This window comes from Cobetia sp. 1CM21F, from assembly GCF_023161745.1.
GTDB lineage: Bacteria > Pseudomonadota > Gammaproteobacteria > Pseudomonadales > Halomonadaceae > Cobetia > Cobetia amphilecti.
Genome location: NZ_JALNTQ010000001.1, coordinates 354,030 through 380,749, shown reverse-complemented (window position 1 = coordinate 380,749; position 26,720 = coordinate 354,030). Strand labels below are relative to the sequence as shown.

Genomic DNA, 26,720 nt, shown 5'->3' with positions numbered 1-26,720 from the left:
CATGTCCCTCAAGACACTTGGCATCATCGGCGCCATGGCCGAGGAAGTCGCCATCCTCGCCGAGCTGCTGGAAGACAGCACCACGACTCAACATGCCGGCTCCACCTTCCACGTCGGCCAGCTGCACGGCCTCAAGATCGTGCTGCTGCAGTCCGGCATCGGCAAAGTCAATGCCGCCGTGGGCGCCTGCCAGCTGATCGAGCGCTATCAGCCGGACGCCATCATCAACACCGGCTCCGCCGGGGGCTTCGCCTCTGATCTGGAGATCGGCGACGTGGTCATCTCCAGCGAAGTGCGTCACCACGACGTCGATGCCGTAGTATTCGGCTACGAATATGGCCAGGTGCCGCAGATGCCGGCCGCCTACCCGTCAGACCCGGCACTGGTGAAGATCGCGCGTGAGTGCGTCGAAGCCCAGGGCGAGATCAAGGCGCGTGAAGGCCTGATCTGCACCGGCGACATCTTCATGGCAGACCCGGAACTGGTCGCGCTGACTCGCTCACGCTTCCCGGACATGCTGGCCGCCGAGATGGAAGCCGCCGCCATCGCCCAGACCTGCTTCGTCTATGAGATGCCGTTCGTGGTCATCCGTGCGCTGTCTGACATCGCCGGCAAGGACAACAACAGCCAGTCCTTCGAGGAATTCCTGCACGTCGCCGCGCGTCAGTCCTCGCGCATGGTCGAGGCCATGGTCAAGCGCCTCGCCAGCTGATTAGCAGCTGCCCGACGGCGACCCCGCCCGACTGGCCATGAAAAACCGCCGCCCCTCTCGGGACGGCGGTTTTTTTTCGCGGTGACATTTTCGCGGCGACAATGCGTCATGCCAACGGCATCAGCCTTCCAGCACCCAGGTCGTCCCCTCGCGGGAATCCTTGAGGATGATGCCCTGAGCGGCCAGCTCGTCACGGATACGGTCAGCACCCGCGAAGTCCTTGGCCTTCTTGGCGGCAGCACGCGCCTCGATCTGCGCCTGGATCTCGTCTTCCGACAACGCCAATGCGGCAGTATCGCCCTTGAGGAAGACCGCCGGGTCCTGCCCGAACAGCCCCAGCAGACCGCCCAGCGCGGTCAGCTCGAAGGCCAGCGCCGGCGCCTGCTGCGGCGCCTCCTTCTTGGCACGGTTCAGCTCGCGGGCCAGCTCGAACAGCACCGACAGCGCACCGGCCGTATTGAAGTCGTCATCCATGGCAGCCACGAAGCGCGCCCGCCAGTCGCCTGACACCTCGCCTTGTTCGGGCGTGACGTTCTCCAGCGCATTGTAGAAGCGCTCCAGTGAACGACGCGCCTCATCCAGCGAGTTGGCTTCGTAACTGATCGCGCTGCGGTAGTGGCTGGCCACCAGCAGGTAACGCACCACTTCCGGGTTGTGCTGCTCCAGCACATCACGAATCGTGAAGAAGTTGCCCAGCGACTTGGACATCTTGTCCTGCCCGACACGCACCGCGCCGGCGTGCATCCACACGTTGGCATACTGCTGGCCAGTGGCGGCTTCGGACTGGGCGATCTCGTTCTCGTGGTGCGGGAAGGTCAGGTCCGGCCCGCCGCCGTGAATATCGAAGGTATTGCCCAGGCAGCAGGTCGACATCGCGGAGCACTCGATATGCCAACCCGGACGGCCCGCGCCCCAGGGAGACGGCCAGCTGGCCTCGCCCGGCTTGGCGGCCTTCCACAGCACGAAGTCGAGCGGGTCTTCCTTGGCCTCTTCCACTTCCACGCGCGCGCCGGACTGCATGTCATCGAGCTGACGGTTGTTGAGCTTGCCGTAGCCCTCGAAACGACGCACACGGTAGTAGACATCACCGTTGCTGGCCGCGTAGGCAAAGCCCTTGTCGATCAGCGTCTCGGTCATCGCGATGATATCGCCGATGTGCGCGGTCGCCCGTGGCTCGCGATCAGGACGCAGGATCCCCAGACGCCCCTCGTCTTCATGCATCGCCTGGATCATGCGCTCGGTCAGCGCCTCGAAGGCTTCGCCATTCTCGTCGGCACGCTTGAGGATCTTGTCGTCGATATCGGTGATGTTGCGCACATAGGTGACGTCATAGCCACGCGCACGCAGGTAACGCGTGATGATGTCGAAGGCCACCATCACACGCGCATGGCCGATGTGACAGAGGTCATAGACCGTCACGCCACAGACGTACATGCGCACCTTGTTGCCTTCCAATGGCACGAAGGGTGCCTTGGTCCGGCTCAGGGTACTGTAGATGGACAGTGTGCTCGCGGCATCTTCGAGTGAAATCATTCAGTCATCGCCCTTGGCTACTTTGCTGACAGTGCGCTGTCAGCCTTGCGAAATGGAGCGGCCCGCAGGCCGGTCATGCAGCTTCGTCATCGAAGGTACAGGATCAGCCTGCGGGCCGTGAAGCGGGTCAAAAGTCATGCCAGCAGACCTCCCTCAGGAGGCCTGGCTGCCATCAACCCTTCTTCTGGGCCTTGGCCCAACCGTCCTTCAGGCTGACGGTACGGTTGAAGACCAGCGCGCCATCGACGCAGTCATGGCGGTCGGCGACGAAGTAGCCGATACGCTCGAACTGGTAACGCGTTTCCGGCGCGGCATTGCGCAGGCTCGGCTCACCGAAGCCCTTGACGATGCTCAGCGAGTTCGGATTGAGGTGCTCAAGGAAGTCGACATCCTTGTCACGGTCCGGCTCGGCTTCCAGGAACAGGTTCTCGTACTGACGCACCTCGACCGGCACCGCGTGCTCGGCGCTGACCCAGTGGATGACACCCTTGACCTTGCGGCCTTCCGGGTTCTTGCCGAGGGTATCGAGATCGACACTGCAACGCAGCTCGACGATCTCGCCGGCCTCATCCTTGATCACTTCATCACAGCGGATGACGTAACCGTTGCGCAGACGCACTTCCTTCTCGGGCGCGAGACGGAAGAACTTCTTCGGCGCATCTTCCATGAAGTCATTGGCGTCGATCCACAGTTCACGGGTCAGCGGAATCTGGCGCGTGCCCATGTCGTCACGTGCCGGATGACCGGGCACCTCGAAGACTTCCTCGTGACCTTCCGGCAGGTTGGTCAGCACCACCTTGAGCGGATTGAGCACGCACATGGCCCGCAGCGCGTTGTCTTCCAGGTCGGAACGGATGGCGTGGTGCAGCATGCCGATCTCGACCATGCCGCCATCCGCGCGGCTCACGCCGATCATGTCGCAGAACTTGCGAATGGAAGCGGCCGTGTAGCCACGACGACGCATGCCCGAGATGGTCGGCATGCGCGGGTCATCCCAGCCATCGACGACGCCTTCGTCCACCAGCAGCTTCAACTTGCGCTTGGAGGTGACGGTGTAATCCAGGTTCAGACGCGCGAACTCGATCTGACGCGGCGTGACCGGTACCGGCAGGTTGGCCAGGAACCACTCATACAGCGGACGATGGTCCTCGAATTCCAGCGTACAGATGGAATGCGTCACGCCTTCCAGCGCATCGGACTGACCATGCGTGAAATCGTAGGACGGGTAGATCTTCCACTTGTCGCCGGTCTGGTGATGGCTGGCATGACGGATACGATAGAGAATCGGATCACGCAGATTGATGTTGGGCGCCGCCATGTCGATGCGGGCACGCAGCACCTTCTCGCTCTCGCCGAATTCGCCCTTCTTCATGCGCTCGAGCAGATCGAGGTTTTCCTCGGGGCTACGCTCACGGTACGGGCTCGGGCGACCCGGCTCCTTCAGCGTGCCACGATATTCACGAATCTCGTCCGGCGACAGGTCATCGACATAGGCCTTGCCTTCACGCACCAGGTGCTGGGCCCAGGCATAGAGCTGGTCGAAATAATCGGAAGCGAAGCGCACCTTGCCGGCCCACTCGAAGCCCAACCATTCGACGTCTTCCTTGATGGCGTCGATATAGGCCTGCTCTTCCTTGGCCGGGTTGGTGTCATCGAAGCGCAGGTGACAATCGCCACCGAGCTGCTGCGCCAGACCGAAGTTCAGACAGATCGACTTGGCGTGCCCGATATGCAGGAAGCCATTGGGCTCCGGCGGGAAACGCGTGACAACCTTATCGGCACGGCCGGCCTCGAGTTCTTCGCGGATCTGGTTAAGCACGAAGTTCGGGGCGCTCTGGGTCTCGGTACTCATGAAGTTTCGCTGCACCTCTGTGTGGTTCCTGGGCGTCGTATTGCGGGTCGTCATGTGGTTGAACGAACGTGCGCAAGGACAACAAGACGGATGATCGGGGCTGCATCCACGCGCCTGCCGCCCGCTCAGGCTTTCGTGTCTGGATGCAAAGCCGCTATTATAGCGCGACGCCCGCAGGCGATGCCATGAAGCCGCGCCTGCCTGACACTTGAGCAAGACAGATGACCGGGAAGCCCGAATGATCGTTCTTCACACCAACTACGGCGATATCACCCTCGAACTCAACCATGAGAAGGCCCCGAAGACCGCGGCCAACTTCGAGCAGTACGTGCGTGAAGGCCACTACAGCAATGTCCTTTTCCACCGCGTCATTCCGGGTTTCATGGTTCAGGGCGGTGGCTTTGACACCGACTTCAACCAGAAGCCGACCAATGGCGTGATCGAGAACGAAGCCGACAACGGCCTCAAGAACGACCGCGGCACCGTGGCCATGGCTCGCACCATGGACCCGCACTCCGCCAGCGCCCAGTTCTTCATCAACGTCAATGACAACGACTTCCTGAACTTCACCAGCAAGACCAGCCAGGGCTGGGGTTACTGCGTGTTCGGCAAGGTCGTCGAAGGCATGGACGTGGTCGAGAAGATCGAAGCGGTCAAGACCACCCGTCGCGACGGCCACGCCGACGTGCCGGCAGAAGACGTGATCATCACCAGCGCTGAAATCACCGAATAAGCGATTTCGCCTGATCACGCCGCAAGGCGTGCCTACCGCCCGGCCTTGCCTCGTGATCGCGAGTGTCAGGCTGGGCGGTTTGCGTTATGAACTCCCACGGCAGTGCGCCCTTGCGATGCCCTGCTGACCGCCCACCTTCGCGGATCCCGACCATGAACACGACTGCCACCACCCTCTTCATCTCCGACCTGCACCTGCAACCCGACACGCCCGAGATCGCCCAGGGCTTCCTCGACTATCTGGCACGCCTGGCTACCTGCCAGCCTGCCGTCGAGCGTCTGTTCCTGCTGGGTGACATCTTCGAGGTCTGGGTCGGCGATGACTATCGCAACGACTTCACCGACAGCATGAGCGCTGCGCTCAAGCGCATCGCCGAGCGCGGCACCGCGATCTTCTTCATGCACGGCAATCGCGACTTCCTGGTCGGTGAGACCTTCGCGGCCGAAGCCGGCGTGACGCTGCTGCCCGACCCGAGCGTGATCGAGCTGGACGGCGAGCGCGTGCTGCTGATGCACGGTGACAGCATGTGCACCCGCGACGAGGCCTACATGAAGTTCCGCGCCATGACCCGCGACCCTCAGTGGCAGGCGCAGATTCTGGCCATGCCGCTGGAGCAGCGTCTGGCGCTGGCCCAGTCACTGCGCATGCAGTCCGGCGAGACCAACAGCGAGAAGGACGAGGCGATCATGGACGTCACGCCCGAGGAAGTGGTGCGCGAGATGCGTGAGCACGACGTGCGCACGCTGATCCATGGCCATACGCATCGCCCGGCGGTGCATGAACTCGAGATCGATGGCGAGCCGGCGCGCCGCATCGTGCTCGGCGACTGGCGCCCGACTCAGGCCTTCGACATCATCGCCCGTGGCCAGGGGCCGGAGCTGCGTGAATTTGCGCTGCCGCTGGTCGATGCGATCACCCACGGCTGATCGCTTGCACACACCAAAAAGCCCCGCTGCCGATCACGGCAGCGGGGCTTTTTTCTTACGCTCTCACAGTATCAGGCGCTTCGCTGCGCCAGACGCTGCGCTCAGGCCGGTGACGATGCCTTGCGGCGCGCACGCCCCTCGGCGACCTCCACCAGCTGATGCCAGCCCAGTACCGCGGGGGCATCGGCGCTCGGCAGCTCTTCCAGCAACACCTTCAGACGCTGACACCGCTCGGCATCATGGGCATCGACCAGACGCAGCCAGGTGGCAAGTCCCATGGCCTCATGGTGGGTGTTTTCCTGCTCGATGGAGTAGGACAGCCCCTGCTCGATCAGGGAGCGCACCTTCTCCAGCGGCAGCCCCTGAGCACTGCGCAGGCTCGCGACCAGATAGCTGACTTCTGACAGGTAGAAGGAATTGCGCTCCTGGGCGACCAGCAGCACCTTCTCCATGTATTCCTCGGCGGCAGCGTGCTCGCCCAGCGCCATCACGGCGTCCATGTACCACAGGTTGGGACGCTGATGACGCTCGCGTCCGGTCAGCTCGGCGAACTCGTTCATGCTCGACTGCAGCATGGACAGGCCATCGCGGTCGCCGTTCATCGCCCGCGCCCAGCCCAGCACGCCATGCGCAGCCATGTGCCACAGGTGAAGGTCCGCTGAACGCGTCACTTCCAGGGCGCGCTCGGCGCGCTGGGTCGCCAGATGGGTGTGACCCAGCTGGCGATACAGGGAGGTGGAGAACATCAGCGCCATCGCCAGCGAACCGGGCTGACCGATCTGCTCGGCCATGCGAATCGCCGCCTCGGCCTGCTGCTCGGCCTTCACGTAGTCGCAGCGCAGGCACGATGTCCAGCTCTGCAGACAGGAGGCCGCCACCTGCGGGTGATCGCTGAACGGCAGCCATTCGAGCACCATCGGATGGTTGACCGGATCGATCTCATCCAGGTGCTCGCCCGCCACACGCACGCGACCAGCCCAGAACTCGCAGTGGGCACGCGCATAATCGGCCAGGCGACGATAGCGATCATCGGAAAGCTCTTCCGCCAGCTCACTGAGGCCCGAGGCCAGCGCGAAGGCATCGGCGTGGGCATGACGCTCACTGCAACCGACCCACAGGCCCCATTTGACGATGAAGGCCTGCTCGAGGTCCGGCTCGTCGTCCTCGACCAGCGCCGGACTGCTGAGCAGGTTGCGCGCCTGCACGAAGCTCTCGTGGGCAATGCGTGAGCCATGGCCTTCCAGCGCGAAGCCGGACTGGCCACGTACCGTCAGCAGGCTGACTTCGCGCTCTTCCTGACCATCGACATGCTTGAGGCAGGCCAGGCCGTTGTCCGCCATCTTGAGCGCGGTGCGGTTGGCGCTGATCTTGAGCGCCTCGCGCGCCGAGAGCTCGAAGTAACGCGCGGCACGGCTGAAGTTCTGCGACTTGCGCAGGTGAACGGCGAAGTAGCCGGGGTGACGACTGATCCAGGCGGGATACTTGTCCTCGATCAGCGCGACCACCTGATGGTGAATCCGGCGCCGCACATCCCGCGGACACGACAGGTAGGCCGCTTCCTGGATCAGCTGATGGGTAAACTGGTAGTCGAATTCACTGTCGCTGCTGCAGGCCTCGATGATCTCCAGGCGCTGCATGTTCTCGATGGCGCGCTTGAGGCGGCCCTCCTCGAACTCACAGCTCTGGCGCACGAAGCTCAGCTTGAAGACACGCCCCAATACCGCGGCGGCGTGGGCGACATCGCGCCCTTCTTCCAGCTGATCGATACGACTGGAGAGCAGACCGATCAGGCCCTTGGGCAATTCGTCGAGCTGCACCGGACGCCCTTCGCGGCGGTCCATGTCGAGACGCCGGCAGATTTCCTGCAGGTAGAGCGGCACGCCATCGCAGCGCTCGATGAGCTGACTGCGCATGCGCGGACTCAGGTGCAGGCGATAGCGACGTGACAGGTGTGACAGCAGGCGCGAGACCTGCATCGGATCGAGGCGACCCAGTGCGATGTGCTGGTCCCAGTTGAGCTTGACCGCCAGGCTGTCGCGACCGTTGTGGCTCGCGGCCAGCATGAAGCCGATGTTGATCGGCAGACGCGCCTGCAGGCCAGCCAGCACCTTGAGCGACGGCTCGTCGAGCCACTGCAGGTCATCGATCATCATCACCAGCGGACGCAGGCTGGCTGACTTCTCGATCACCAGATGCAGCACGCGCACGACGCGTTCGACCGTCTCGCTGGACTGGATCAGCACTTCGTCTTCGGCAGTATCTTCCGCCGTGCCCAGCACCGCATGGAAGGAGCGACGCACTTCCTCGCTGATGCCCTGCAACGCCTCGGAAGACTCGAACAGCTGCTCGACGCTTTCGCGATCGATATTGCCGTCCAGACGCCAGCGAATCAGCGCCGTGACGACACTGTAGGGCTCAAGCTGCGAGAGACGCGTGGTCGGCATCCAGCACAGTCCGACATCCTGGCTCTGCTCCAGCTGACGGAAATTGACCATCAAGGCCGACTTGCCCATGCCGGAGTTGCCACTGACCAGCACGCTCTGGCGCAGGCCGATGCTGGCGCGGGCTAGCGCATCGCGCAGACGACGCAGCTCGCCCTCGCGACCGATCAAGGTCGGCAGCGAGGATTCGCGAGTGGCGACACTGCTGCCCAGCACCAGCGCACGCAGACGCACGCGACCGTCAGCGGCCAACAGGCGCGAGGTCAAGCGGGGCTGCAGGTCCAGTGCCGGCGGCATGTGCTGACTGGCCTCCTGGGAGATCACCAGCTCGCTGCCTTCGGCGGCGGTCATCAACTCGAGGGAATATTGCGTGACCTGCCCCAGCGGGTCGGCCAGCTGGCGCTCCGGCAGGTAGATGACCTGACCGGAGTGCAGGCCCGCCGACAGCGAGAAGGCCGGCGGCTTGCCTTCGCCGTCCCACAGCTTGGCGATCTCGTCGGGGATCGCCTTGCTGCAGTGCTCATAGAGCGCGACCAGCTCGGCGAGCTGATGCGCCGGGCCGTGGGTGCCGAAGCATGCCAGACCCACGCCACCCGTGGCGCCCGGCAGCCAGAAGCCGCCCAGGTGATGACACTGCTGCTCCAGCCAGCGCAGCAGCTCGATCTGCAGCGTCAGGCAGGCACGCGCCCAGACGCGGTCACGATGACTGTCCTTGACGCTCAGACGAATGGCCATGACCGACAGCTGACGGTGATCGATTTCCTCTTCGCGCAGCGGCGCGCTGTCCAGCGACAGGGTCCGTGAGATGGCGCCCTGCGGCGTCATGGCACTCATCGTCTCGCTCTTGCCATCGGACCAGTAGCGCGCCAGCTGCAGGAAGCCGGGGTCCGGCTGCTGACCGGAGAGCGCCAGCTGCTGCAGGAAGGCATTGAACTGCTCATGGGCCGCGGCCGACTGGCCGCCTTCGGCCAGCTGACGCACGAGACGCTCATGGAAGGGGCCGTAACCGGAGAAGCGACTGACCAGCGTGCGCAGCACGTCATCGGGCAGCGGCTCGTCCGTGGCCAGCACCCGCTCGGCGAACTGGATGACGCGCTGACGCCACTCGCCACGCACCTTGATCATCCAGCGCTGGAAGTCCGGGCACTGGGTCAAGGAGAGCTCCTCGACCAGGTCGCCACGATACAGGGTGAGAATCTCCCCCAGGGTGGCGACGGAGGGCGGCGCCAGCAGCAGGCCGTTGAGCTCGTCGAGATCAAGCTCCCAGTGCTCCGGCAGCGAGAGCGCGATGGTCTGGCGCGACACCGTCAACAGGTTGTCGGCCTCTTCGCCGAGACTCTGACGCAGACAGTGCAAGGCGTGGCGAAGGTTGGTCCGTCCGGAGGACAGTCCCTGATCCGGCCAGAGCAACTCCGCCAACCCGGCACGGGAGACGGCCTGATCATGCAGCAGCAGATGCAGAAGTAGCGCCTTGACCTTGTCGTAGCTGAACTGCGTCAGCGTGTCATCACCCAACGTCAGCTGGAAATGTCCCAGCAGTGCCAGTTGAGCTTGACCAGATGTTTCCTGCGTCATGTGTCATCCATTTCAAAGTCGCGAACGAAACGCCAGCCCTGCCACGGCGCCGGTGATCCCCTGTCCTTGATCCTTGCCTTAGTCTCTCGTGCCTTGATCCATCGCGTCCCGACCCACCCTGGCCGAGGCGCGCGCTGCCCGTCGTACGCTCGGCTGACCACTGTGGAAGCGGAAGACAGCATCGGGGGTTTCGATCAGCTCTCGTTCCACTTCACGTAGCACCGCGAGACGGGGTTCCAGTGGTTCATTGGTGTATTGCTCCGCCAACATGAGGTAATCCTCATAGTGACGTCCTTCTGACTTAACCAAAGTGCGATAGAACTTTGCAAGCTCTGGTTCCAGATACGGGATGAGGCGCGCGAAGCGCTCACACGACCTTGCCTCTATCAGGGCGCCGATCAGCAGGATGTCCACCAGGCGTTGCGGGTCTTCGTCCCTGACCTGCTGGCGCAGGGCTTCGGCATAGCGCGAGGCCTTGATATGCCGATAGACGATGCCTCGCTTCTCCATCAGCCCGACCACCTGCTCGAAGTGCAGCAGCTCTTCGCGCGCCAGCTGTGACATCTTGGTCAACAGCAGTGGCCGGTTCACGTAGCGGTACATCAGGCTCATGGCGGTGGAGGCGGCTTTCTTCTCGCACTGCGCATGATCGATCAGCAACAGCTCCGGATTCTCGAGCGCCGCCTCGACCCAGCTCAGGGGCGTCCTGCAGGGCAGAAAGGCCAGCAGCGACGCCGGCAGCAAGGCATCGGTATCTTCATCGCTTGGCCCCTGCGACGCTGCGATCACGCGCGCCCCAGCCTCACTCTCGCCATACTGGCCAGCATGAACATCATCATGCTGCTTGCTCTGCTCAGGCGCAATCACATTGCGCTCGGTCACGTCGGTCATTGAATTCATTGTCACGTCAGTCTTTTGTCTCGCTCGCTTGCGTCTGCTGCTGACTGACAGGAGACACCTCAACGACGGAGTTCATATCATTATCGGCACGCTTTGCCGCTTCCACCATGATTTCATCGTTTATATGGGCAAAAAGCTGTTCGGGCTCAAGTTCTCGCGCATGGGCCAGTGGTGCGATGCCATATGCCGACAGGTCCTTGATGCGGGTGCGCCCGACGCGCAGCAGCTCAACGGCGCGTGACAGCGCCGACTGATCGGCACGGAAACGGATGCGATGGCGGGTCAGCTGCTCGGCCAGCATGGCGTCATCGGCGACGCGCAGCCAGCGGGCGGCGACCTGGCTGCGCAGCTCGTCCAGTGCCAGCATGCGCTGGGCGCGCTGGTCACTGTCATAGCCGAACCAGGCCAGGATCTCATGATCATGACGCTGGCAGCCGCGACAGACGCTATCGCCGACCGTAGTGGAGCAGACACCTACGCAAGGAGAAAGAATACGGCTCATGTTGCCCTCGGGGGAGGCGGAAAGTGTGATTCGGGGTAACCCCCATCATACCGTGCGTACCTGAGAGCCGACAGCATCGCGCCGTCTGTGCCCAAAGAACCTCTTGTCAGCACCGCGCTAGGCGTCATCAGCGCGTCATCAGCGTTGCCGCATAGTGTTTGCTCAGCGTGATTTCCTGACAATCAGATGAAATATCAGAATGTTATGCCGCAATAGGCGACCAAAGTCTCAGCCCCCGCCACTGGGCGCTCCTTAACATTGTCGACAAAGTTGAGTAGACTCGCATTCGCCCCGTAGCGCCTGATTCGCTCGCAATAAGACGCTTGAATTACCCGCAAGAAGCCTCGAGGTGCCCCGCCCTGCGTCTTCAAGACGACTGGCCCGCGCATTTCGACACGATTACAGATGAGGGTCTCCCACGTGCTTGAAGCCTACCGTCAACAGGTTGAAGAACGCGCCCAGCAGGGCATCCCGGCAAAGCCGCTGACTGCCGAGCAGACCGCCGAGCTGGTCGAACTGCTCAAGAATCCGCAGGCCGGTGAAGAAGAGTTCATCCTCGATCTGTTCACCAATCGCATTCCCCCGGGCGTTGATGAAGCCGCTTACGTCAAGGCTGGCTTCCTGACCGCCATCGTACGTGGCGAAGCCGCTTCTCCGCTGATCGACAAGACACATGCCGTCAAGCTGCTCGGCACCATGCAGGGCGGCTACAACATCGCCACGCTGGTCGAGCTGCTGGACGACGAAAGCCTGGCCAAGGAAGCCGGCGAACAGCTCAAGCACACCCTGCTGATGTTCGACGCCTTCCACGATGTCGCTGACCGCGCCAAGGCCGGCAACGCCGTCGCCCAGGCCGTGCTGCAGTCCTGGGCCGACGCCGAATGGTTCCTGTCCAAGCCGGCGCTGGCCGAGAAGATCTCGCTGGCCGTCTTCAAGGTGCCGGGCGAGACCAACACCGATGACCTGTCTCCGGCGCCTGACGCCTGGTCACGTCCGGACATCCCGCTGCACGCCAACGCGATGCTCAAGAACCCGCGTGAAGGCATCAACCCGCAGGAAGATGGCGTCGTCGGCCCGCTGGCCCAGATCGAGGAAGTGAAGGCCAAGGGCTTCCCGGTCGCCTACGTCGGTGACGTGGTCGGCACCGGCTCCTCACGCAAGTCCGCCACCAACTCCGTGCTGTGGTTCTTCGGCGACGACATCCCGTTCGTGCCCAACAAGCGCGCCGGCGGTTTCTGCATCGGCAACAAGATCGCACCGATCTTCTTCAACACCATGGAAGATGCCGGCGCTCTGCCCATCGAGATGGACGTCGAGAAGATGGCCATGGGCGATGTCATCGATATCTACCCGTACGAAGGCAAGGTCTGCCGCCACGACACCGACGAAGTCATCTCCACCTTCTCCCTCAAGACTCAGGTCCTGCTGGACGAAGTGCGTGCTGGCGGCCGTATCCCGCTGATCATCGGTCGCGGTCTGACCGACAAGGCGCGTACCGAGCTGGGTCTGGAGGCGTCTGACGTCTTCCGCCTGCCGGAACAGCCGAAGGACACCGGCAAGGGCTTCACCCTCGCACAGAAGATGGTCGGCAAGGCCTGCAACCTGGAAGGCGTGCGTCCGGGCATGTACTGCGAGCCGAAGATGACCACCGTCGGCTCCCAGGACACCACTGGCCCGATGACCCGCGACGAGCTGAAGGATCTGGCATGTCTGGGCTTCCAGGCCGACCTGGTGATGCAGTCCTTCTGCCACACAGCTGCCTACCCGAAGCCGGTCGACGTCGAGACCCACCACACCCTGCCCGACTTCATCATGAACCGCGGCGGCGTCTCCCTGCGTCCGGGCGACGGCATCATCCACTCGTGGCTGAACCGCATGCTGCTGCCGGACACCGTCGGCACCGGTGGTGATTCCCACACCCGCTTCCCGATGGGCATCTCCTTCCCGGCGGGTTCTGGCCTGGTGGCCTTCGCCGCCGCCACTGGCGTGATGCCGCTGGACATGCCGGAATCCATCCTGGTGCGCTTCAAGGGCGAACGTCGTCCGGGCATCACCCTGCGTGACCTGGTCCACGCCATCCCGCTGTATGCCATCAAGCAGGGCCTGCTGACCGTCGACAAGGCCAACAAGAAGAACGCCTTCTCTGGCCGCATTCTGGAAATCGAAGGTCTGGAAGATCTGACGGCCGAACAGGCATTCGAGCTGTCCGACGCCTCTGCCGAGCGTTCCGCCGCCGGTTGTACCATCACGCTGTCCGACGAGAGCGTGACCGAGTACCTGAAGTCCAATATCACCCTGCTCAAATGGATGATCGCCAACGGTTACGGCGATGCCCGTACCATCGAGCGTCGTATCGCAGGCATGGAAGAGTGGCTGGCCAACCCGAGCCAGATGCGTGCCGACAAGGACGCCGAATACGCCGAGATCATCGAGATCGACCTCGCCGAGATCGACCAGCCGGTGCTGTGCGCGCCGAACGACCCGGACGATGCCCGTCTGCTGTCCGACGTCGCCGGTCAGAAGATTGACGAAGTCTTCATCGGCTCGTGCATGACCAACATCGGTCACTTCCGCGCCGCAGGCAAGCTGCTCGAGAAGCAGCCGGCCGGTAGCCTGAAGACCAAGCTGTGGCTGGCACCGCCGACCAAGATGGACCAGCACCAGCTGACCGAGGAAGGCTACTACGGCATCTACGGCCGTGCCGGCGCGCGCATGGAAATGCCGGGCTGCTCACTGTGCATGGGTAACCAGGCACGTGTGGCCGCCAAGTCCACCGTGGTGTCCACCTCCACGCGCAACTTCCCGAACCGTCTGGGCGACGGCGCCAACGTCTTCCTGGCGTCTGCCGAGCTTGCGGCCATCGCGGCCGTGGTCGGTCGTCTGCCGACCGTCGAGGAATATCAGGGCTACATGGGCGAATTCGATGCCATGGCGGGCGAGATCTATCGCTACCTGAACTTCCATGAGATCGAAGAGTTCCAGAACGCCGCTTCCAACGTGATTCCGGTCACCCAGGAAGCCTGATCAGGCGGGGAGTCATGCACCACTGCATGACTCCCCTCTGACAGCAGCACTGGCGTCATGCCAGACAACGAAACGGGCCGCCCCTCAAGGGACGGCCCGTTTTTTCATGCCTGCGACAAGCTCAGTGGTGCAAGCGCCCTGCCTCAGAACTTGTAGCCGACCGAGGCGGTGAAGGCATCCACCTGATAATCGCTGTCGAAGTCATAGCGCTCGTACTCGGCACGGATCAGGAACGGGTCCAGATTGACCTGTGCACCGGCACCATAGACCGGATCAAAGCCGTCGTTGTCCTTCAGGTCGACGCTGGAATTGCCCAGATTGCCATCGACATCGGTTTCCCACTTGGCCATCCCCGCCTTGGCGAACAGCGAGAAGTACTGACCGATGGGCAGGATACCCACCACGTTGACACCGTAGGCCTTGGACTCGAGCTCGGTATTGCTGAAGTCATTGCCCTTGAGCTGGACAGTCCCCAGGTCGGTGTAGAAGGCCTCAGTGGCGAAGTACGGATTGTACTGATAGCCCACGAAGGCCTTGTAGACGTTGTCGTCATCATCGACATCGAAGTCATCACTGCCGGATTCGATGAAGTCACCCGCCTCATCGGAATCATCGTTCTCAAGGCTGGAGAAGCCGGTACCGGCACCGATGTAGAGCCCTTCGCTGGCATTGCCTGCCGCCTGAGCGAGACCACTGAGCGCCAGAGCGAGAGCGGCGAAGGAAACGGTAGCCAACGGGGCGGCCATAAGACGTGACTTGCTCATGTATTGCTCCTTGATCCAATGGGCGGCACAGGCAGCTGCCGGCCAGGTACTGACGGCAAGACCGCGCCTGTCATGGGTTGCAGGAGCATCGTGGTAGATATAGAACAGTGTTTCAAGAGTGGCGTTTTGACTACTTGTCACGTCGCCAGTCAGCAACATGTCCTCATGACCTTCCCGCTCCCCCCGCTTGCGCGTGCCCGAGGCCCGCTTAGCCCTTCGCACAGATGCAAAGCCCTGGCGTATCGGGCATTCTCGGGGTTGTGGCATTGCAGCAATCAAAGCGCTCCGTCCCTCAAGCGGCCTGCCCCGGCCGCCCAGCACAAGGAATCCGACATGACGCATCCCATCTCCACCCCCGACCTCTGCGATGAGTTCCCCGACGTGCAGGTGCTCGAGCCACTGTTCATCAACTACGGCGGCGTCGAGTCCTTCGGCGGCGAAGTCGTGACCATCAAGTGCTTCGAGGACAACTCGCTGGTCAAGGAAGCCGTCGCGGAACCCGGCGCAGGCCGCGTCCTGGTCGTCGATGCCGGCGGCTCGATGCGCTGCGCCATGCTGGGCGACATGCTCGCCGAACAGGCCGCCAAGAGCGGCTGGGCCGGCGTGATCATGTATGGCTGCATCCGCGACGTGGATGAGATCCACGCCACCAACCTCGGCGTGCAGGCACTGGGCTGCTACCCGCGCCCCAGCATCAAGCGCGGCGAAGGCCAGCGCGATATCCCGGTCACCTTCGCCGGCGTCACCATCGTGCCGGGCGACTATCTCTACGCCGACAACAATGGCGTCATCACCGCCAAGGAAGCGCTGATCCGTACCCAGCCGACTCCCTGAGTCGCCGTCTCGCGCCGCGGTGCACGCCGCAATGAAAACGCCCCCGCAACCAGGCAGGTTGCGGGGGCGTTTCGCGTTCAAAGTCGCGGACTCAGCGAGTGCTGGCAGGCTCAGCGGTCTGTGAGCCGGCTTGAGCACTGGCCTGAGAGGCCGCAGCCGCATCATCGGCACGCGCGAAGCGGTCCACCACGGCGGCGCAGGCAGCGTCACCGGTGATGTTGAGCGCGGTGCGCGTCATGTCGAAGATACGATCCAGCGCGAACAGCAACGGCAGACCTTCGATGGGAATACCGGCAGCCAGCAGCACAGCGACCACCAGGAACGACGGCCCCGGCACACCGGCCTGACCGATGGCACCCAGAGTCGCGGTGAACACGATGGCGGCGTAGGCGGAGAAGCCGAGATCGACATTGAAGACCTGGGCGAAGAACATCGCCACCAGCCCGTAATAGATGGCATTGCCGCTCATGTTGATGGTCGCGCCCAGCGGCAGCACGAAGGCAGAGGTGGCGTTCTTGAGGCCCAGCTCCTTCTCGCAGACTTCCATGTTGACCGGCAGGGTCGCCATGGAGGACGCCGTGGACAGCGCGACGGCCTGCGGCTTCTTCATCGCGGACATGAAGCGACCCAGCGGCACGTCAGAGCCGAACTTGACCACCAGCGGGTAGAACACGAAGCCGTAGATGAGGATGGCGCCCATGTAGACGAGGAACAGCTTCATCACCAGCGTCAGTACATCGAAGCCGAAGGTGCCGACGGCGTCTGCCATCAGGCCGAAGACGCCGATCGGCGCGATCAGCATCACCACGTTGATCATCCACACGAAGGCTTCGATGACGGTGTTGAGACCTTCGATCAGCGGCTTGCCACGCTCACCGGTCTTGGACAGGCCAATGCCGAGGAACAGGCAGAACACCAGAATCTGCAGGATATTGGCATCGGTGAGTGCCCCGAAGATATTGGTCGGCACCATGCCCAGAATGGTGTCCATCACGCCCGGCACGCTGCCCTTGTCAGCGTAGGCATTGGAGAACATGCCCTTGGCGCTTTCCAGGTCCACTCCGCTGCCCGGTTGGAAGACATGCCCCATCACCAGCGCCAGCATCACGGCCACGGCAGAGGTCAGCATGAAGAAGGCGAAGGTGGAGATGCCGATCTTGCCGGCAGAAGGGCTGTCGCCCAGATTGGCGGCTCCCGACACGATGGAGACCGCGATCAGCGGCACGACCAGCATCTTGATCAGGTGAATGAACAGCTCACCCAGTGGCGCGAACATCGAGGCGTCTTCGCCCATGTACGCCCCGACACCTGCACCCAGGATCATGGCGATGACTACCTGGACGCCGATGTTTTTCCATAAAGACTGTTTCACGTTACGACTACCTTGGATTGTGTCTGAAAGGTCGGTTGTTGCGTGCCACCGCAGTGCTGGCTACCGGTGAGGCCTGCCGTCATTGCCACCATGGATATTGTGGTCAGCGGGGTGGCTGGGATTATAAATGACTGCCTTTTTTACATAAGGTAGAAAGATAATCATTTAGTCGCGCAAGCGAGATCATTTTGTTGCCATTTGTTACTAACTGGCGTCTTTGTGCTGCTTTCTCCCCCATTGGTCTAATGCCTGAACTGACCAATCATTCAGGTTTCAGGCACGAAACGAAAAGCGCCCACCGCACGTTGAGTGCGATGGGCGCCCTGGGTGACAACGACCGTCTGCGCCTCAGCGCGTCAGGTCACCATCCTGGGAAGCCTGGGTTACACCAGCTCCTTGTCCGCCAGCATGAACCAGGTTTCCAGCACAGAATCCGGGTTGAGGGAGACGCTGTCGATGCCCTCTTCCATCAGCCACTTGGCCAGCTCCGGATGGTCCGACGGGCCCTGACCACAGATGCCGACGTACTTGCCCTGCGCCTTGCAGGCACGGATCGCCATCGACATCAGCTGCTTGACCGCCGGGTTACGCTCATCGAAGAGGTGAGCGACGATGCCGGAGTCGCGATCCAGCCCCAGGGTCAGCTGGGTCAGGTCGTTGGAGCCGATGGAGAAGCCATCGAAGTGCTCGAGGAACTGATCCGCCAGCAGCGCGTTGGTCGGCAGCTCGCACATCATGATGACGCGCAGGCCGTTCTCGCCACGTACCAGACCATTCTCGCCCAGCAGCTTGATGACCTGCTCCGCCTCGCCGGTGGTGCGCACGAAGGGCACCATGATCTCGACGTTGGTCAGCCCCATCTCGTCACGCACGCGCTTGAGGGCACGGCATTCCAGATCGAAGCAGTCGCGGAAGGTGTCGGACACGTAGCGTGAGGCGCCACGGAAGCCCAGCATCGGGTTCTCTTCGCCCGGCTCGTACATCTTGCCGCCAATCAGGTTCTCGTACTCGTTGGACTTGAAGTCCGACATGCGCACGATGACCTTCTGCGGGTGGAAGGCGGCCGCCAGGGTGGAGATACCCTCGACCAGCTTGTCGACGTAGAAGTCGACCGGGCTTGCATAGCCGGCGGTGCGCGCATCGATGGTCTGCTGCAGATCGATGGGCAGGGTGGCGTAGTCGAGCAGCGCCTTGGGGTGCACGCCGATCATGCGGTTGATGATGAACTCGAGGCGCGCCAGGCCCACACCGGCATTCGGCAGACGCGAGAAGCTGAAGGCGCGGTCCGGGTTGCCGACGTTCATCATGATCTTGAACGGAATCTCCGGCATCTCGTTGACGCTGGTGACGGTGCGATCGAAGTTGAGGATACCGTCATAGACATGACCGGTATCGCCTTCGGCGCAGGAGACCGTCACTTCGCGGCCTTCGGCGAGCACCGAGGTCGCGTCGCCACAGCCGACCACGGCCGGAATGCCCAGCTCACGCGCGATGATCGCCGCGTGGCAGGTACGACCGCCACGGTTGGTGACGATGGCGGAGGCGCGCTTCATGACCGGCTCCCAGTCCGGATCGGTCATGTCGGTGACCAGCACGTCGCCGACCTGCACCTTGTCCATCTGCTCCGGGTTGTCGATCACGCGCACCGCACCCTGGCCGATACGCTGGCCGATGGCACGCCCGGTGACCAGAGTGCGACCCTTCTCGCGCAGCTGGAAGCGCTCGAGGTTGCCGCCCTCTTCCTGGCTGACGACCGTTTCCGGACGCGCCTGGACGATGTAGAGCTTGCCGTCGTCACCATCACGCGCCCATTCGATGTCCATCGGACGCTGGTAGTGCTTCTCGATGATCATGGCCTGGCGCGCCAGTGCCTCGACATCGGCGTCGCTGATGCAGAAACGGTGACGGTCCGGCACCGGCACGTCGACGGTCTCGACGGAGCGCCCTGCACTGGTGTCGTCGGTGTAGACCATCTTGATCAGCTTGGAGCCCAGGTTGCGGCGCAGTACCGCCGGGCGGCCAGCGGCCAGCGTGGTCTTGTGGACGTAGAACTCGTCAGGATTGACCGCGCCCTGCACCACGGTCTCGCCCAGGCCCCAGGAGCCGGTGACGAAGACGGCGTCGCGGTAGCCGGATTCGGTGTCCAGGGTGAACATCACGCCGGAAGCGGCCGTCTCGGAGCGCACCATCTTCTGTACGCCGGCAGACAGCGCGACCAGTGAGTGATCGAAGCCCTTGTGCACGCGGTAGGAAATGGCGCGGTCGTTGAACAGTGACGCGAACACCTCGTGAACCGCACGCTTGATGTTGTCGAAGCCTTCGATGTTGAGGAAGGTTTCCTGCTGACCGGCGAAGGAGGCATCCGGCAGATCTTCCGCGGTGGCGGAAGAACGCACGGCGACCTTCAGGTTCGGGTGCCTGGCCTGAAGCTCGGCATAGGCACGTTCCATCTCGGCTTCGAAGGCCGGCGGCAGCGGCGTGTCGATGATCCACTGACGAATCTCGGCACCGACGCGCGCCAGTTCGACCACGTCGTCCACATCGAGGGCATCGAGGGCGGCATTGATACGCTTGTCGAGGCCTTCGTGGGCCAGAAACTCGCGATAGGCATAGGAGGTAGTCGCAAAGCCGCCGGGCACGGTGACACCGGCATCGGCCAGATTGGAGATCATCTCACCGAGCGAGGCGTTCTTGCCGCCAACGCGATCAACATCGTTCATGCCGAGCTGATCGAAATCGACGACGTATTCGGATGTGGCTTGCTGTGACAAGGGAACCCCCTGGTACCAATGGATGGAAACGAATGACCGATGGAGGACGATGAACCGCCTTCCGTTCAGCAATGACGCCACCCTAACAAGCTCTCTCTAGTATTAGCCATTGGTCTAACCGGCTAGTCAGTGGAGGAGGACTACAACCCTGAGCCTGTTTCAGACGTTATGTCGCCATCGTCGGCGAACATGTCGACAAGCCAGGAACGGCCGCTACAGGAATGTAGTCATGAGGCGCTTTTGTAGAGAACGGGAACACGGGATTTCTCATATCGCGCCACTGGCCCTGTGCCGGATATTGCAAGCTCGACAGTGAACACCGACACTTGGGGTCTTCACGGGGCAACAGCCAGAGCGGGCTGGTGTCTTCGATTCGTTCTTCACGAGTGCCCGTCATGACCCGAACCGCCTTCTTCATTTCCGATGGCACCGGCATCACCGCCGAGACACTGGGACGCAGTCTGCTCGCCCAGTTCGAGAATACCGACATCCGCATGGTGACCAAGCCCTACATCGATTCGGCCGAAAAGGCGACGGCACTGGTCAAGGCCATCGAGAGCGCGCATGCCAATGACGGCGAGCGCCCGATCATCATCGATACCATCGTCGACCAGAACATCCGCGACATCATCTCCGAATCCTCCGGCTTCAAGGTCGATATCTTCTCGACCTTCCTCAAGCCGCTGGAAGAGGAACTGGACACCCACTCGTCCTACAGCGTCGGCAAGACCCACTCCATCGGGCAGGACGACGTCTACATGAATCGCATCGATTCGGTGCACTTCGCCCTCGACAACGATGATGGCGCGCGCACGCATCAATACGACAAGGCCGACGTCATCCTCATCGGCGTCTCACGCTGCGGCAAGACCCCGACCTCGCTGTATCTGGCGCTGCAGTTCGGCATCCGCGCGGCCAACTACCCGCTGACCGAGGATGATCTGGACGAGTCCGGCACCCTCAAGATGCCCGCCTCACTGGCGCAATATCGTCACAAGCTGTTCGGGCTGACCATCGACCCGCGCCGGCTGGCCGCCATTCGTACCGAGCGTCGTCCCAACAGCCGCTACTGCTCGATCGATCAGTGCCTGCAGGAAGTCGAGCAGACCGAGGCACTCTTCCGCCGCTCCAAGGTGCCCTACATCGATACCACGCGTTTCTCGATCGAAGAGATCTCGACACGCATGATCGCCGAGACCGGCCTGGCACGCCGCTTCTCACCGCGCTGATCCCGACGCCAGATCATCACAAGTCGAACACAACAACACACGTCGACCACGACGACAGACATCGACCACAACAACACCGCTACTCACCCAGGAAATCCTCCCATGTTCAACACCAACCACTACTTCGACGGCCAGGTGGCCTCCATCGCCTTCCAGAGCGCAGACCTTCCTGCCACGGTCGGCGTGATGGCCATCGGCGAATTCGTGTTCGCCACCAGCCAACGCGAATACATGACCCTGATCAGCGGCGACATGCAGGTACTGCTGCCGGGCGCGGAAGAGTGGTATCAGCTCGCCGCCGGTGAAAGCTTCATCGTCGAAGCCAACCAGAGCTTCGAGGTGCGCACCACGGTCGAATCCGCCTACCTGTGCAAGTACGAAGACGCTTAAGGCACTGGAAAACAGCCGCCTGAGGCACTGGGAATAAGACGCCTAAGGCACTGGAAAACAGCCGCCCAAGGCACTGAAAGCCAGACATGAAAAAGCCGCCGTACCCTCTCGGGTCACGGCGGCTTTTTTCGTCACGACAGCAGTCTCTCGCTACCAGGCTCAGGCGCGCTGCCTGAGGACCGAACGCAGCGCCAGATAACTGATGCCGCCCATCAACAGGTAACTTGTCGCCACCCCGGCAAAGATGCCGATCACGCCATACAGGGCGCCGCCCAGCCAGGCCAGCGGCACCAGCAAGGCGAACAGACGCACCAGCGAGAGCATCATCGCGCGGCGCGGCTTGTGCAGCGCATTGAGGCTGGAATTGGCGAGGATGATCACGCCCTGGGCCCCGAGGGCGGCGGGTATCAGCCACAGATAGGTGCTGACCAGCCCCGCGACCTCCTGACTCTCGGCGAAGCGCGCCGCGATCCACTCGCCGCCCAGCCCGAGCCCCAACCAGACCACCAGCTGCCAGACGAGAATGAAGGCCAGCACGCCGTGGATGGCGCGCCACACACGCCTCTGCTGCCCGGCACCATCGTTCTGGCTGATGAAGGGCGACAGCGTCATGGACAGCGCCAGCACCAGAATCAGCGCCAGCGACTCGATGCGCGAGCCGATGCCGTAGGCCGCCACCGCCGCGTGCCCATGCTGACTGACGATACGCGTCACCAGCGCGGTGGCAATCGGCGTCATCACGCTGGTCAGCGCGGCAGGCAGGCCGATCGCCCCGACCTCACGCCATGACGTCACCAGCCGCGTCACGCTCAGGTGACGGAAATCGAGCCGTGCGCGCAGCAGTGGCAATGCCAGCAAGCCCAGCGTCATCGCCAGCCACGACAGCACCGTGGCCAGCGCCGCGCCCGCCACGCCCATGCCCTGCCAGCCACCGATGCCGAAGATCAGCAGCGGGTCGAGCAGCGCATTGAGCACCCCCGCCGCCGCCATCACCAGCGAGGGCACCAGCGTATTGCCCTCGGCGCGCAGCACGCTGCCCAGCACGCGCGGCAGCAACACGAAGGGCGCGCCGAAATACCACACCTGCATGTAGTCACGAATATGCGGCATCAGGGTGTCATCGGCCCCCAGCAGCCCGAACAGCGGCTCGATGCTGGCAAGCCCCAGCACCAGCATCACCAGCCCCAGCAGCAGCCCCAGCAGACTGGAATCCGTGGTGCGCGCCTTGACGGTCTCGAGCTCGCCTCGCCCCAGCCGACGCCCCACCACCGCGGTGGTGCCGATGGACAGCCCGATGGCGATGCTGATCACGCCGAAGGTGACCGGGAAGGTCATGGTCACCGCCGCCAGCTCCGGCGTGCCCAGCTGGGCGATGAACCAGGCATCCACCAGGTTGAACAGCATCATGGTGACGATGCCGCCGATTACCGGCCCCGTCATGCGCGCCAGCGTCGAGGCGATCGGGTCACGCACCAGATCGCGCGTGCCACGCCGAGACGAGGCACGTCTGGGGGTGGCAGGGGTATCAGGGTCAGACATACAGGCTCCGGACAGAAAACGACCCCGACCGGCGAGGCGCCAGCGGGGTCGAACAGTGTAAAGCATCAGCGTGTCAGGTGAGGGGCAACGCTGGATCGCGCCGAGGATCCCCGCGCTACGTCAGTTGCCCTGCATGAAGGGCGAGACGACCTCTCCGCCCGCTTCACGCCAGGCCGCGAAGCCGCCCCCCAGATGGGCCACCGGCCCGAACCCCATGTCCTTGAGCGACTTGGTGGCCAGCGCCGAGCGCAGCCCACCGGCGCAGAACAGCACATAGCGCCCTTCGCGCGCAAAGTCGGCGCGGTGATAGGGCGAGGCCGGGTCGACCCAGAACTCCAGCATGCCGCGCGGCGCGTGGATGGCGCCGGGGATGCGCCCTTCGCGCTCCAGCTCACGCACATCGCGGATGTCCACCAGCGTCAGCGGCGTGCCACCGGCGCGGGCCTCTTCCAGCGCCTCGCGCAGCTCGCGGGGCGACAGGGTCTCGATCTCCGTCTCGGCGGCGGCCACCAGCTCACTGACCGGTCGAATCATGGGGTGCTCCTTGCAGATGGTGTTGTCCTCGGGGTGCATGTCAGCGGCTGACGGCATGACAGCTCACGCATCCGCCTCGCCACAGCGATAGAAGCGCTGGATGCTCGAGAAATCGAGGCGTCCTGCGCCCTGGGCGGCATGCTGGACGAACAGATTACGCGCCTGGGAGCCCATTGGCACCGCCGATTTCGAGCCCAGCGCCATCTCCCAGGCAAGGCCAAGATCCTTGGTCATCAGATCGACCAGGAAACCGCCCTGATAATCATTGGAGGCCGGCGCGGCTTCCATCACGCCGGGCCAGGGATTGTAGACGTTGAGCGCCCAGTTGCCGCCGGATGACTGCTTCATCACCTCCGAGAGCACGGCCGGGTCCAGTCCGTTCTTGACCCCCAGCGCCAGCGCCTCGGCGGTGCCGCTCATCAGGATGCCCAGCAACATGTTGTTGCAGATCTTGGCGACCTGGCCGCTGCCGGCCGGGCCTGCATGGAACAGATTCTTGCCCATCACTTCCAGCAGCGGCTCGGCACGCGCATAGCCGTCGGCCTCACCGCCGACGATGAAGCTCAGCGTACCGGCACGTGCACCACCGACCCCGCCGGACACCGGAGCATCCATGAAGGTGATGCCACGCTCGGCGGCGTGACGCGCGACCAGACGGGCATCATCCGGCGCGATGGTCGAGGCGTCGATCACCAGCACCGAGGCGTCGAGCGCAGCCAAGAGGCCACCCGCACCGTCTTCCTTGTCACCCAGATAGAGCTTTCGCACGTGCTGACCGGCCGGCAGCATGCTGATCAACACCTCGACACCCTCGGCGACCTCTCCGGGAGATGCCGCGCGGGTGGCGCCCGCTTCGACCAGCTCGTTCATGGCCGACTCGACCAGATCGAAGACCCTTACCGCATGGCCAGCCTTGACCAGATTGAGCGCCATGGGCCCGCCCATGTTGCCGAGTCCGATGAAACCGATGGATGTCATGGCAATGCTTCCTTGTGAACAGATTCTTGTTGTCATTGGCGTCCGGCGGCATGGCCGCGCCTGCCGCCTGTACTGAAAGGCGCGCTCAGAGGTCCATCAGCGGATGCTCATCCTCTTCCCACAGCGGTGCGAAGAAGCCGTCGATGTATTCCTCGGAGACCTGGGCGATCGAGGTATAGGCCCATTGCGGCTGCTTGTCCTTGTCGATCAGCAGGGCGCGCACCCCTTCGGCAAGTTCGGTACCCATGCAGCAGCGCACCGACAGGGTCAGCTCGTCGCGGAAGGCTTCCGCCAGCGAGGAGTGGCGATGGCGCCCCAGCATGCGAAATACCAGATGCGGTGAACTGGGGCAGCCGGCCAGCAGACGCTCGCGGTTGGCGTTCAGCCACGCATTGCAGTCACTGCGCGCCTGGGGGTCATCAATGATTCGCTGGCAGGCCTTCAGCACTTCACGCCCGGCGACCAGCTGCTGAAGATGATCGAAGAGCGGCAGCACCTGCCCTGGCGGCGCCAGTTCACGGCGCTCGAACTCGCTCAGCACCTGGCTCAGATGACGCGACGGGTGACGGCCGAATTCACCCTCGCACAGCGCCTGCTTGAGCGCCTCGCGCTGCTCATCGGGAATCAGGCGTGTCGCAAGGCCAAGATCCAGCGCATCGCGGGCATTCAGCTGCGCACCGGTCGCGCCGAGATATTCTCCGATGCCACGCGGCAGGCGATTGAGCAACCAGCTGGCACCGACATCCGGGTACAGACCGATGCTGACTTCCGGCATCGCCAGTCGCGAACTCTCGGTGACCACGCGCTCACAGCCGCCGGCGAACAGCCCCATGCCGCCGCCCATCACGATGCCGCCACCCCACACCAGCAGCGGCTTGGGGAAGGTATGCAGGCGGTGATCGAGACGATATTCGGCGGTGAAGTAGCGGGTGGCGAAGAAATCATCCAGCGCCTCGAGGGGGTCTGCGCCTTCGTTGGCAGGCGCCGTGGTCATCGCCTGATAGAGCGCCACGATATCGCCACCGGCACACAGCGCACGCTCGCCGGCGCCTTCCAGCCACACCATGGCGATGCTGCTGTCCAGCTCCCAGGCATCCAGCTGCGCCTCGATGCGCTCGATCATGGCCAGCGACAGCGCATTCAGCGAACGCGGCGCGTTCAGGCGCACGATTCCCAGCTGCTTGCCGTCGCGGGCGCGACGCGTCTCGAACACCACGGGTGCCTCGACATCGGTCGCGGCCTTGGCGGTGACACCTTCTATCTGGCTCATGAGCGCCCTCCTCCCTTCACCTCTTCCTGACGCGAGACCCACTGCGGTGCGCGCTTCTCGAGGAAGGCGCTCACGCCTTCCTTCTGGTTGGGGTCATCGAACAGCTCGACGAACAGCTCGCGCTCCATGCGCAGGCCATCGCTCATGCCGCGATGGCGCGACGACATGATCAACGCCTTGCAGCGCGCCACCGCGCTCGGGCTCTGGTTGGCGACGCTCTCGGCAATCGCCAGCGCGCGCTCGAAGCTCTGGCCGGTCTCGACCACCTCTTCGGCCAGCCCGATGCGACCGGCGGTCTCGGCGTCCACCTGTTCCCCACACAGGATCATGCGCTTGGCCCAGCCTTCGCCGACCAGCCACGGCAGGTGCTGGGTGCCGCCCGCACACGGCAACAGCCCCACCTTGGCCTCCGGCAGCGCCAGCCTGGCCTGCCGTTCGACGATGCGCATGTCGCAGGCCAGCGCGCACTCGAGCCCGCCGCCCATCGCGTAGCCGTTGACGGCGGCAATCGTCACGCCCGGAAAGTTGGCCAGCCGCTCGAAGGCCAGCCCGAAACGACGCGCCATGGTGGCGGCGACGCCCTTGTCACCATCGGCGAAGGTCTTGAGATCGGCGCCGGCGGAGAAGAACTTGTCGCCCTCACCGGTGATCACCACCGCACTCACGCTGCCATCGCCCTCCAGCTCGTCGAGCAGCTGCTCCAGCTCGATCAAGGACGCTTCCGTCCAGGTGTTGGCCGGCGGGTTGTTGATGGTGACCCGGGCGATATGACGATCCTTCTCGAGAACGAGGCATGGCCCTTGACTGGATGACATCATGTAACTCCCTGAAAGATGGTAAC

At 63.3% G+C, this 26,720-nt stretch carries 20 protein-coding genes; 7 read left to right on the top strand and 13 right to left on the bottom strand.

The annotated features are described in order from the left end of the window. Position 1 precedes the first annotated feature (1 nt). Positions 2-712: a 5'-methylthioadenosine/S-adenosylhomocysteine nucleosidase gene (mtnN, locus tag MSG32_RS01555; RefSeq protein ID WP_043331304.1), complete on the top strand. Its 711-nt coding sequence runs from the start codon at positions 2-4 to the stop codon at positions 710-712. 120 nt (positions 713-832) lie between these two features. Here the strand turns inward: mtnN and cysS are convergent, their stop codons facing one another. Together cysS and MSG32_RS01545 are read right to left on the bottom strand one after the other, a co-directional pair. Then, a complete protein-coding gene (cysS, locus tag MSG32_RS01550; RefSeq protein ID WP_153636939.1) occupies positions 833-2,215 on the bottom strand; it encodes a cysteine--tRNA ligase in 1,383 nt (460 codons plus the stop codon). A gap of 202 nt (positions 2,216-2,417) precedes the next feature. Continuing rightward, complete coding sequence (locus tag MSG32_RS01545; RefSeq protein WP_248377163.1) at positions 2,418-4,097, bottom strand: glutamine--tRNA ligase/YqeY domain fusion protein; 1,680 nt, start codon at positions 4,095-4,097, stop codon at positions 2,418-2,420. 238 nt (positions 4,098-4,335) lie between these two features. On the opposite strand from MSG32_RS01545, the gene MSG32_RS01540 reads away from it, so the two are divergent. Together MSG32_RS01540 and MSG32_RS01535 are read left to right on the top strand one after the other, a co-directional pair. Further along, complete coding sequence (locus MSG32_RS01540; protein ID WP_043331309.1) at positions 4,336-4,830, top strand: peptidylprolyl isomerase; 495 nt, start codon at positions 4,336-4,338, stop codon at positions 4,828-4,830. A 152-nt stretch (positions 4,831-4,982) separates the two neighbouring features. Next, positions 4,983-5,756: a UDP-2,3-diacylglucosamine diphosphatase gene (locus MSG32_RS01535; protein ID WP_054555497.1), complete on the top strand. Its 774-nt coding sequence runs from the start codon at positions 4,983-4,985 to the stop codon at positions 5,754-5,756. Positions 5,757-5,857: 101 nt separating this feature from the next. On the opposite strand, the gene MSG32_RS01530 is transcribed toward MSG32_RS01535, so the two are convergent. The 3 genes from MSG32_RS01530 to MSG32_RS01520 all read right to left on the bottom strand — a co-directional run bounded on the left by MSG32_RS01530 (position 5,858) and on the right by MSG32_RS01520 (position 11,174). After that, the gene (locus MSG32_RS01530) at positions 5,858-9,772 is read right to left on the bottom strand and encodes an AAA family ATPase (RefSeq protein WP_248377161.1); all 3,915 of its coding nucleotides are present in this window, start codon (positions 9,770-9,772) and stop codon (positions 5,858-5,860) included. 78 nt (positions 9,773-9,850) lie between these two features. Continuing rightward, a complete protein-coding gene (locus tag MSG32_RS01525) occupies positions 9,851-10,663 on the bottom strand; it encodes a tRNA-(ms[2]io[6]A)-hydroxylase (protein ID WP_248377159.1) in 813 nt (270 codons plus the stop codon). Between the two features lie 16 nt (positions 10,664-10,679). Continuing rightward, a complete protein-coding gene (locus MSG32_RS01520; protein WP_192837576.1) occupies positions 10,680-11,174 on the bottom strand; it encodes a DUF1289 domain-containing protein in 495 nt (164 codons plus the stop codon). Positions 11,175-11,594: 420 nt separating this feature from the next. On the opposite strand from MSG32_RS01520, the gene acnB reads away from it, so the two are divergent. Then, a complete protein-coding gene (acnB, locus tag MSG32_RS01510) occupies positions 11,595-14,198 on the top strand; it encodes a bifunctional aconitate hydratase 2/2-methylisocitrate dehydratase (RefSeq protein ID WP_043331313.1) in 2,604 nt (867 codons plus the stop codon). A gap of 143 nt (positions 14,199-14,341) precedes the next feature. Here acnB and MSG32_RS01505 read toward each other — a convergent pair whose 3' ends face one another. Next, complete coding sequence (locus MSG32_RS01505; protein WP_248377157.1) at positions 14,342-14,962, bottom strand: porin family protein; 621 nt, start codon at positions 14,960-14,962, stop codon at positions 14,342-14,344. A 333-nt stretch (positions 14,963-15,295) separates the two neighbouring features. On the opposite strand from MSG32_RS01505, the gene rraA reads away from it, so the two are divergent. Further along, positions 15,296-15,796, top strand: coding sequence for a ribonuclease E activity regulator RraA (gene rraA, locus MSG32_RS01500; protein ID WP_043331314.1), 501 nt, complete (start codon positions 15,296-15,298; stop codon positions 15,794-15,796). Between the two features lie 91 nt (positions 15,797-15,887). Here the strand turns inward: rraA and MSG32_RS01495 are convergent, their stop codons facing one another. Beyond that, positions 15,888-17,168, bottom strand: coding sequence for a dicarboxylate/amino acid:cation symporter (locus MSG32_RS01495; RefSeq protein ID WP_197738682.1), 1,281 nt, complete (start codon positions 17,166-17,168; stop codon positions 15,888-15,890). A 383-nt stretch (positions 17,169-17,551) separates the two neighbouring features. Further along, complete coding sequence (gene ppsA / locus MSG32_RS01490; protein WP_043331316.1) at positions 17,552-19,939, bottom strand: phosphoenolpyruvate synthase; 2,388 nt, start codon at positions 19,937-19,939, stop codon at positions 17,552-17,554. Positions 19,940-20,334: 395 nt separating this feature from the next. On the opposite strand from ppsA, the gene MSG32_RS01485 reads away from it, so the two are divergent. Then, on the top strand, positions 20,335-21,168 hold the full coding sequence (locus MSG32_RS01485) for a pyruvate, water dikinase regulatory protein (RefSeq protein WP_043331317.1): 834 nt from the start codon (positions 20,335-20,337) through the stop codon (positions 21,166-21,168). Positions 21,169-21,270: 102 nt separating this feature from the next. Next, positions 21,271-21,558, top strand: coding sequence for a pyrimidine/purine nucleoside phosphorylase (locus MSG32_RS01480; protein WP_043331318.1), 288 nt, complete (start codon positions 21,271-21,273; stop codon positions 21,556-21,558). 159 nt (positions 21,559-21,717) lie between these two features. Here MSG32_RS01480 and MSG32_RS01475 read toward each other — a convergent pair whose 3' ends face one another. From MSG32_RS01475 to MSG32_RS01455, 5 genes are all read right to left on the bottom strand, one after another. After that, on the bottom strand, positions 21,718-23,097 hold the full coding sequence (locus MSG32_RS01475) for an MATE family efflux transporter (RefSeq protein ID WP_248377155.1): 1,380 nt from the start codon (positions 23,095-23,097) through the stop codon (positions 21,718-21,720). Between the two features lie 120 nt (positions 23,098-23,217). Then, on the bottom strand, positions 23,218-23,631 hold the full coding sequence (locus MSG32_RS01470) for a rhodanese-like domain-containing protein (protein ID WP_107336265.1): 414 nt from the start codon (positions 23,629-23,631) through the stop codon (positions 23,218-23,220). Between the two features lie 63 nt (positions 23,632-23,694). Further along, entirely contained in the window at positions 23,695-24,609 is a 915-nt protein-coding gene (gene mmsB, locus MSG32_RS01465) for a 3-hydroxyisobutyrate dehydrogenase (protein WP_248377153.1), read from the bottom strand. Positions 24,610-24,694: 85 nt separating this feature from the next. After that, positions 24,695-25,879, bottom strand: coding sequence for an enoyl-CoA hydratase/isomerase family protein (locus MSG32_RS01460; RefSeq protein WP_248377151.1), 1,185 nt, complete (start codon positions 25,877-25,879; stop codon positions 24,695-24,697). After that, the gene (locus MSG32_RS01455) at positions 25,876-26,694 is read right to left on the bottom strand and encodes an enoyl-CoA hydratase (protein ID WP_054555504.1); all 819 of its coding nucleotides are present in this window, start codon (positions 26,692-26,694) and stop codon (positions 25,876-25,878) included. Before MSG32_RS01455 ends, MSG32_RS01460 begins: the two co-directional genes overlap by 4 nt. Between the last annotated feature and the right edge of the window lie 26 nt (positions 26,695-26,720).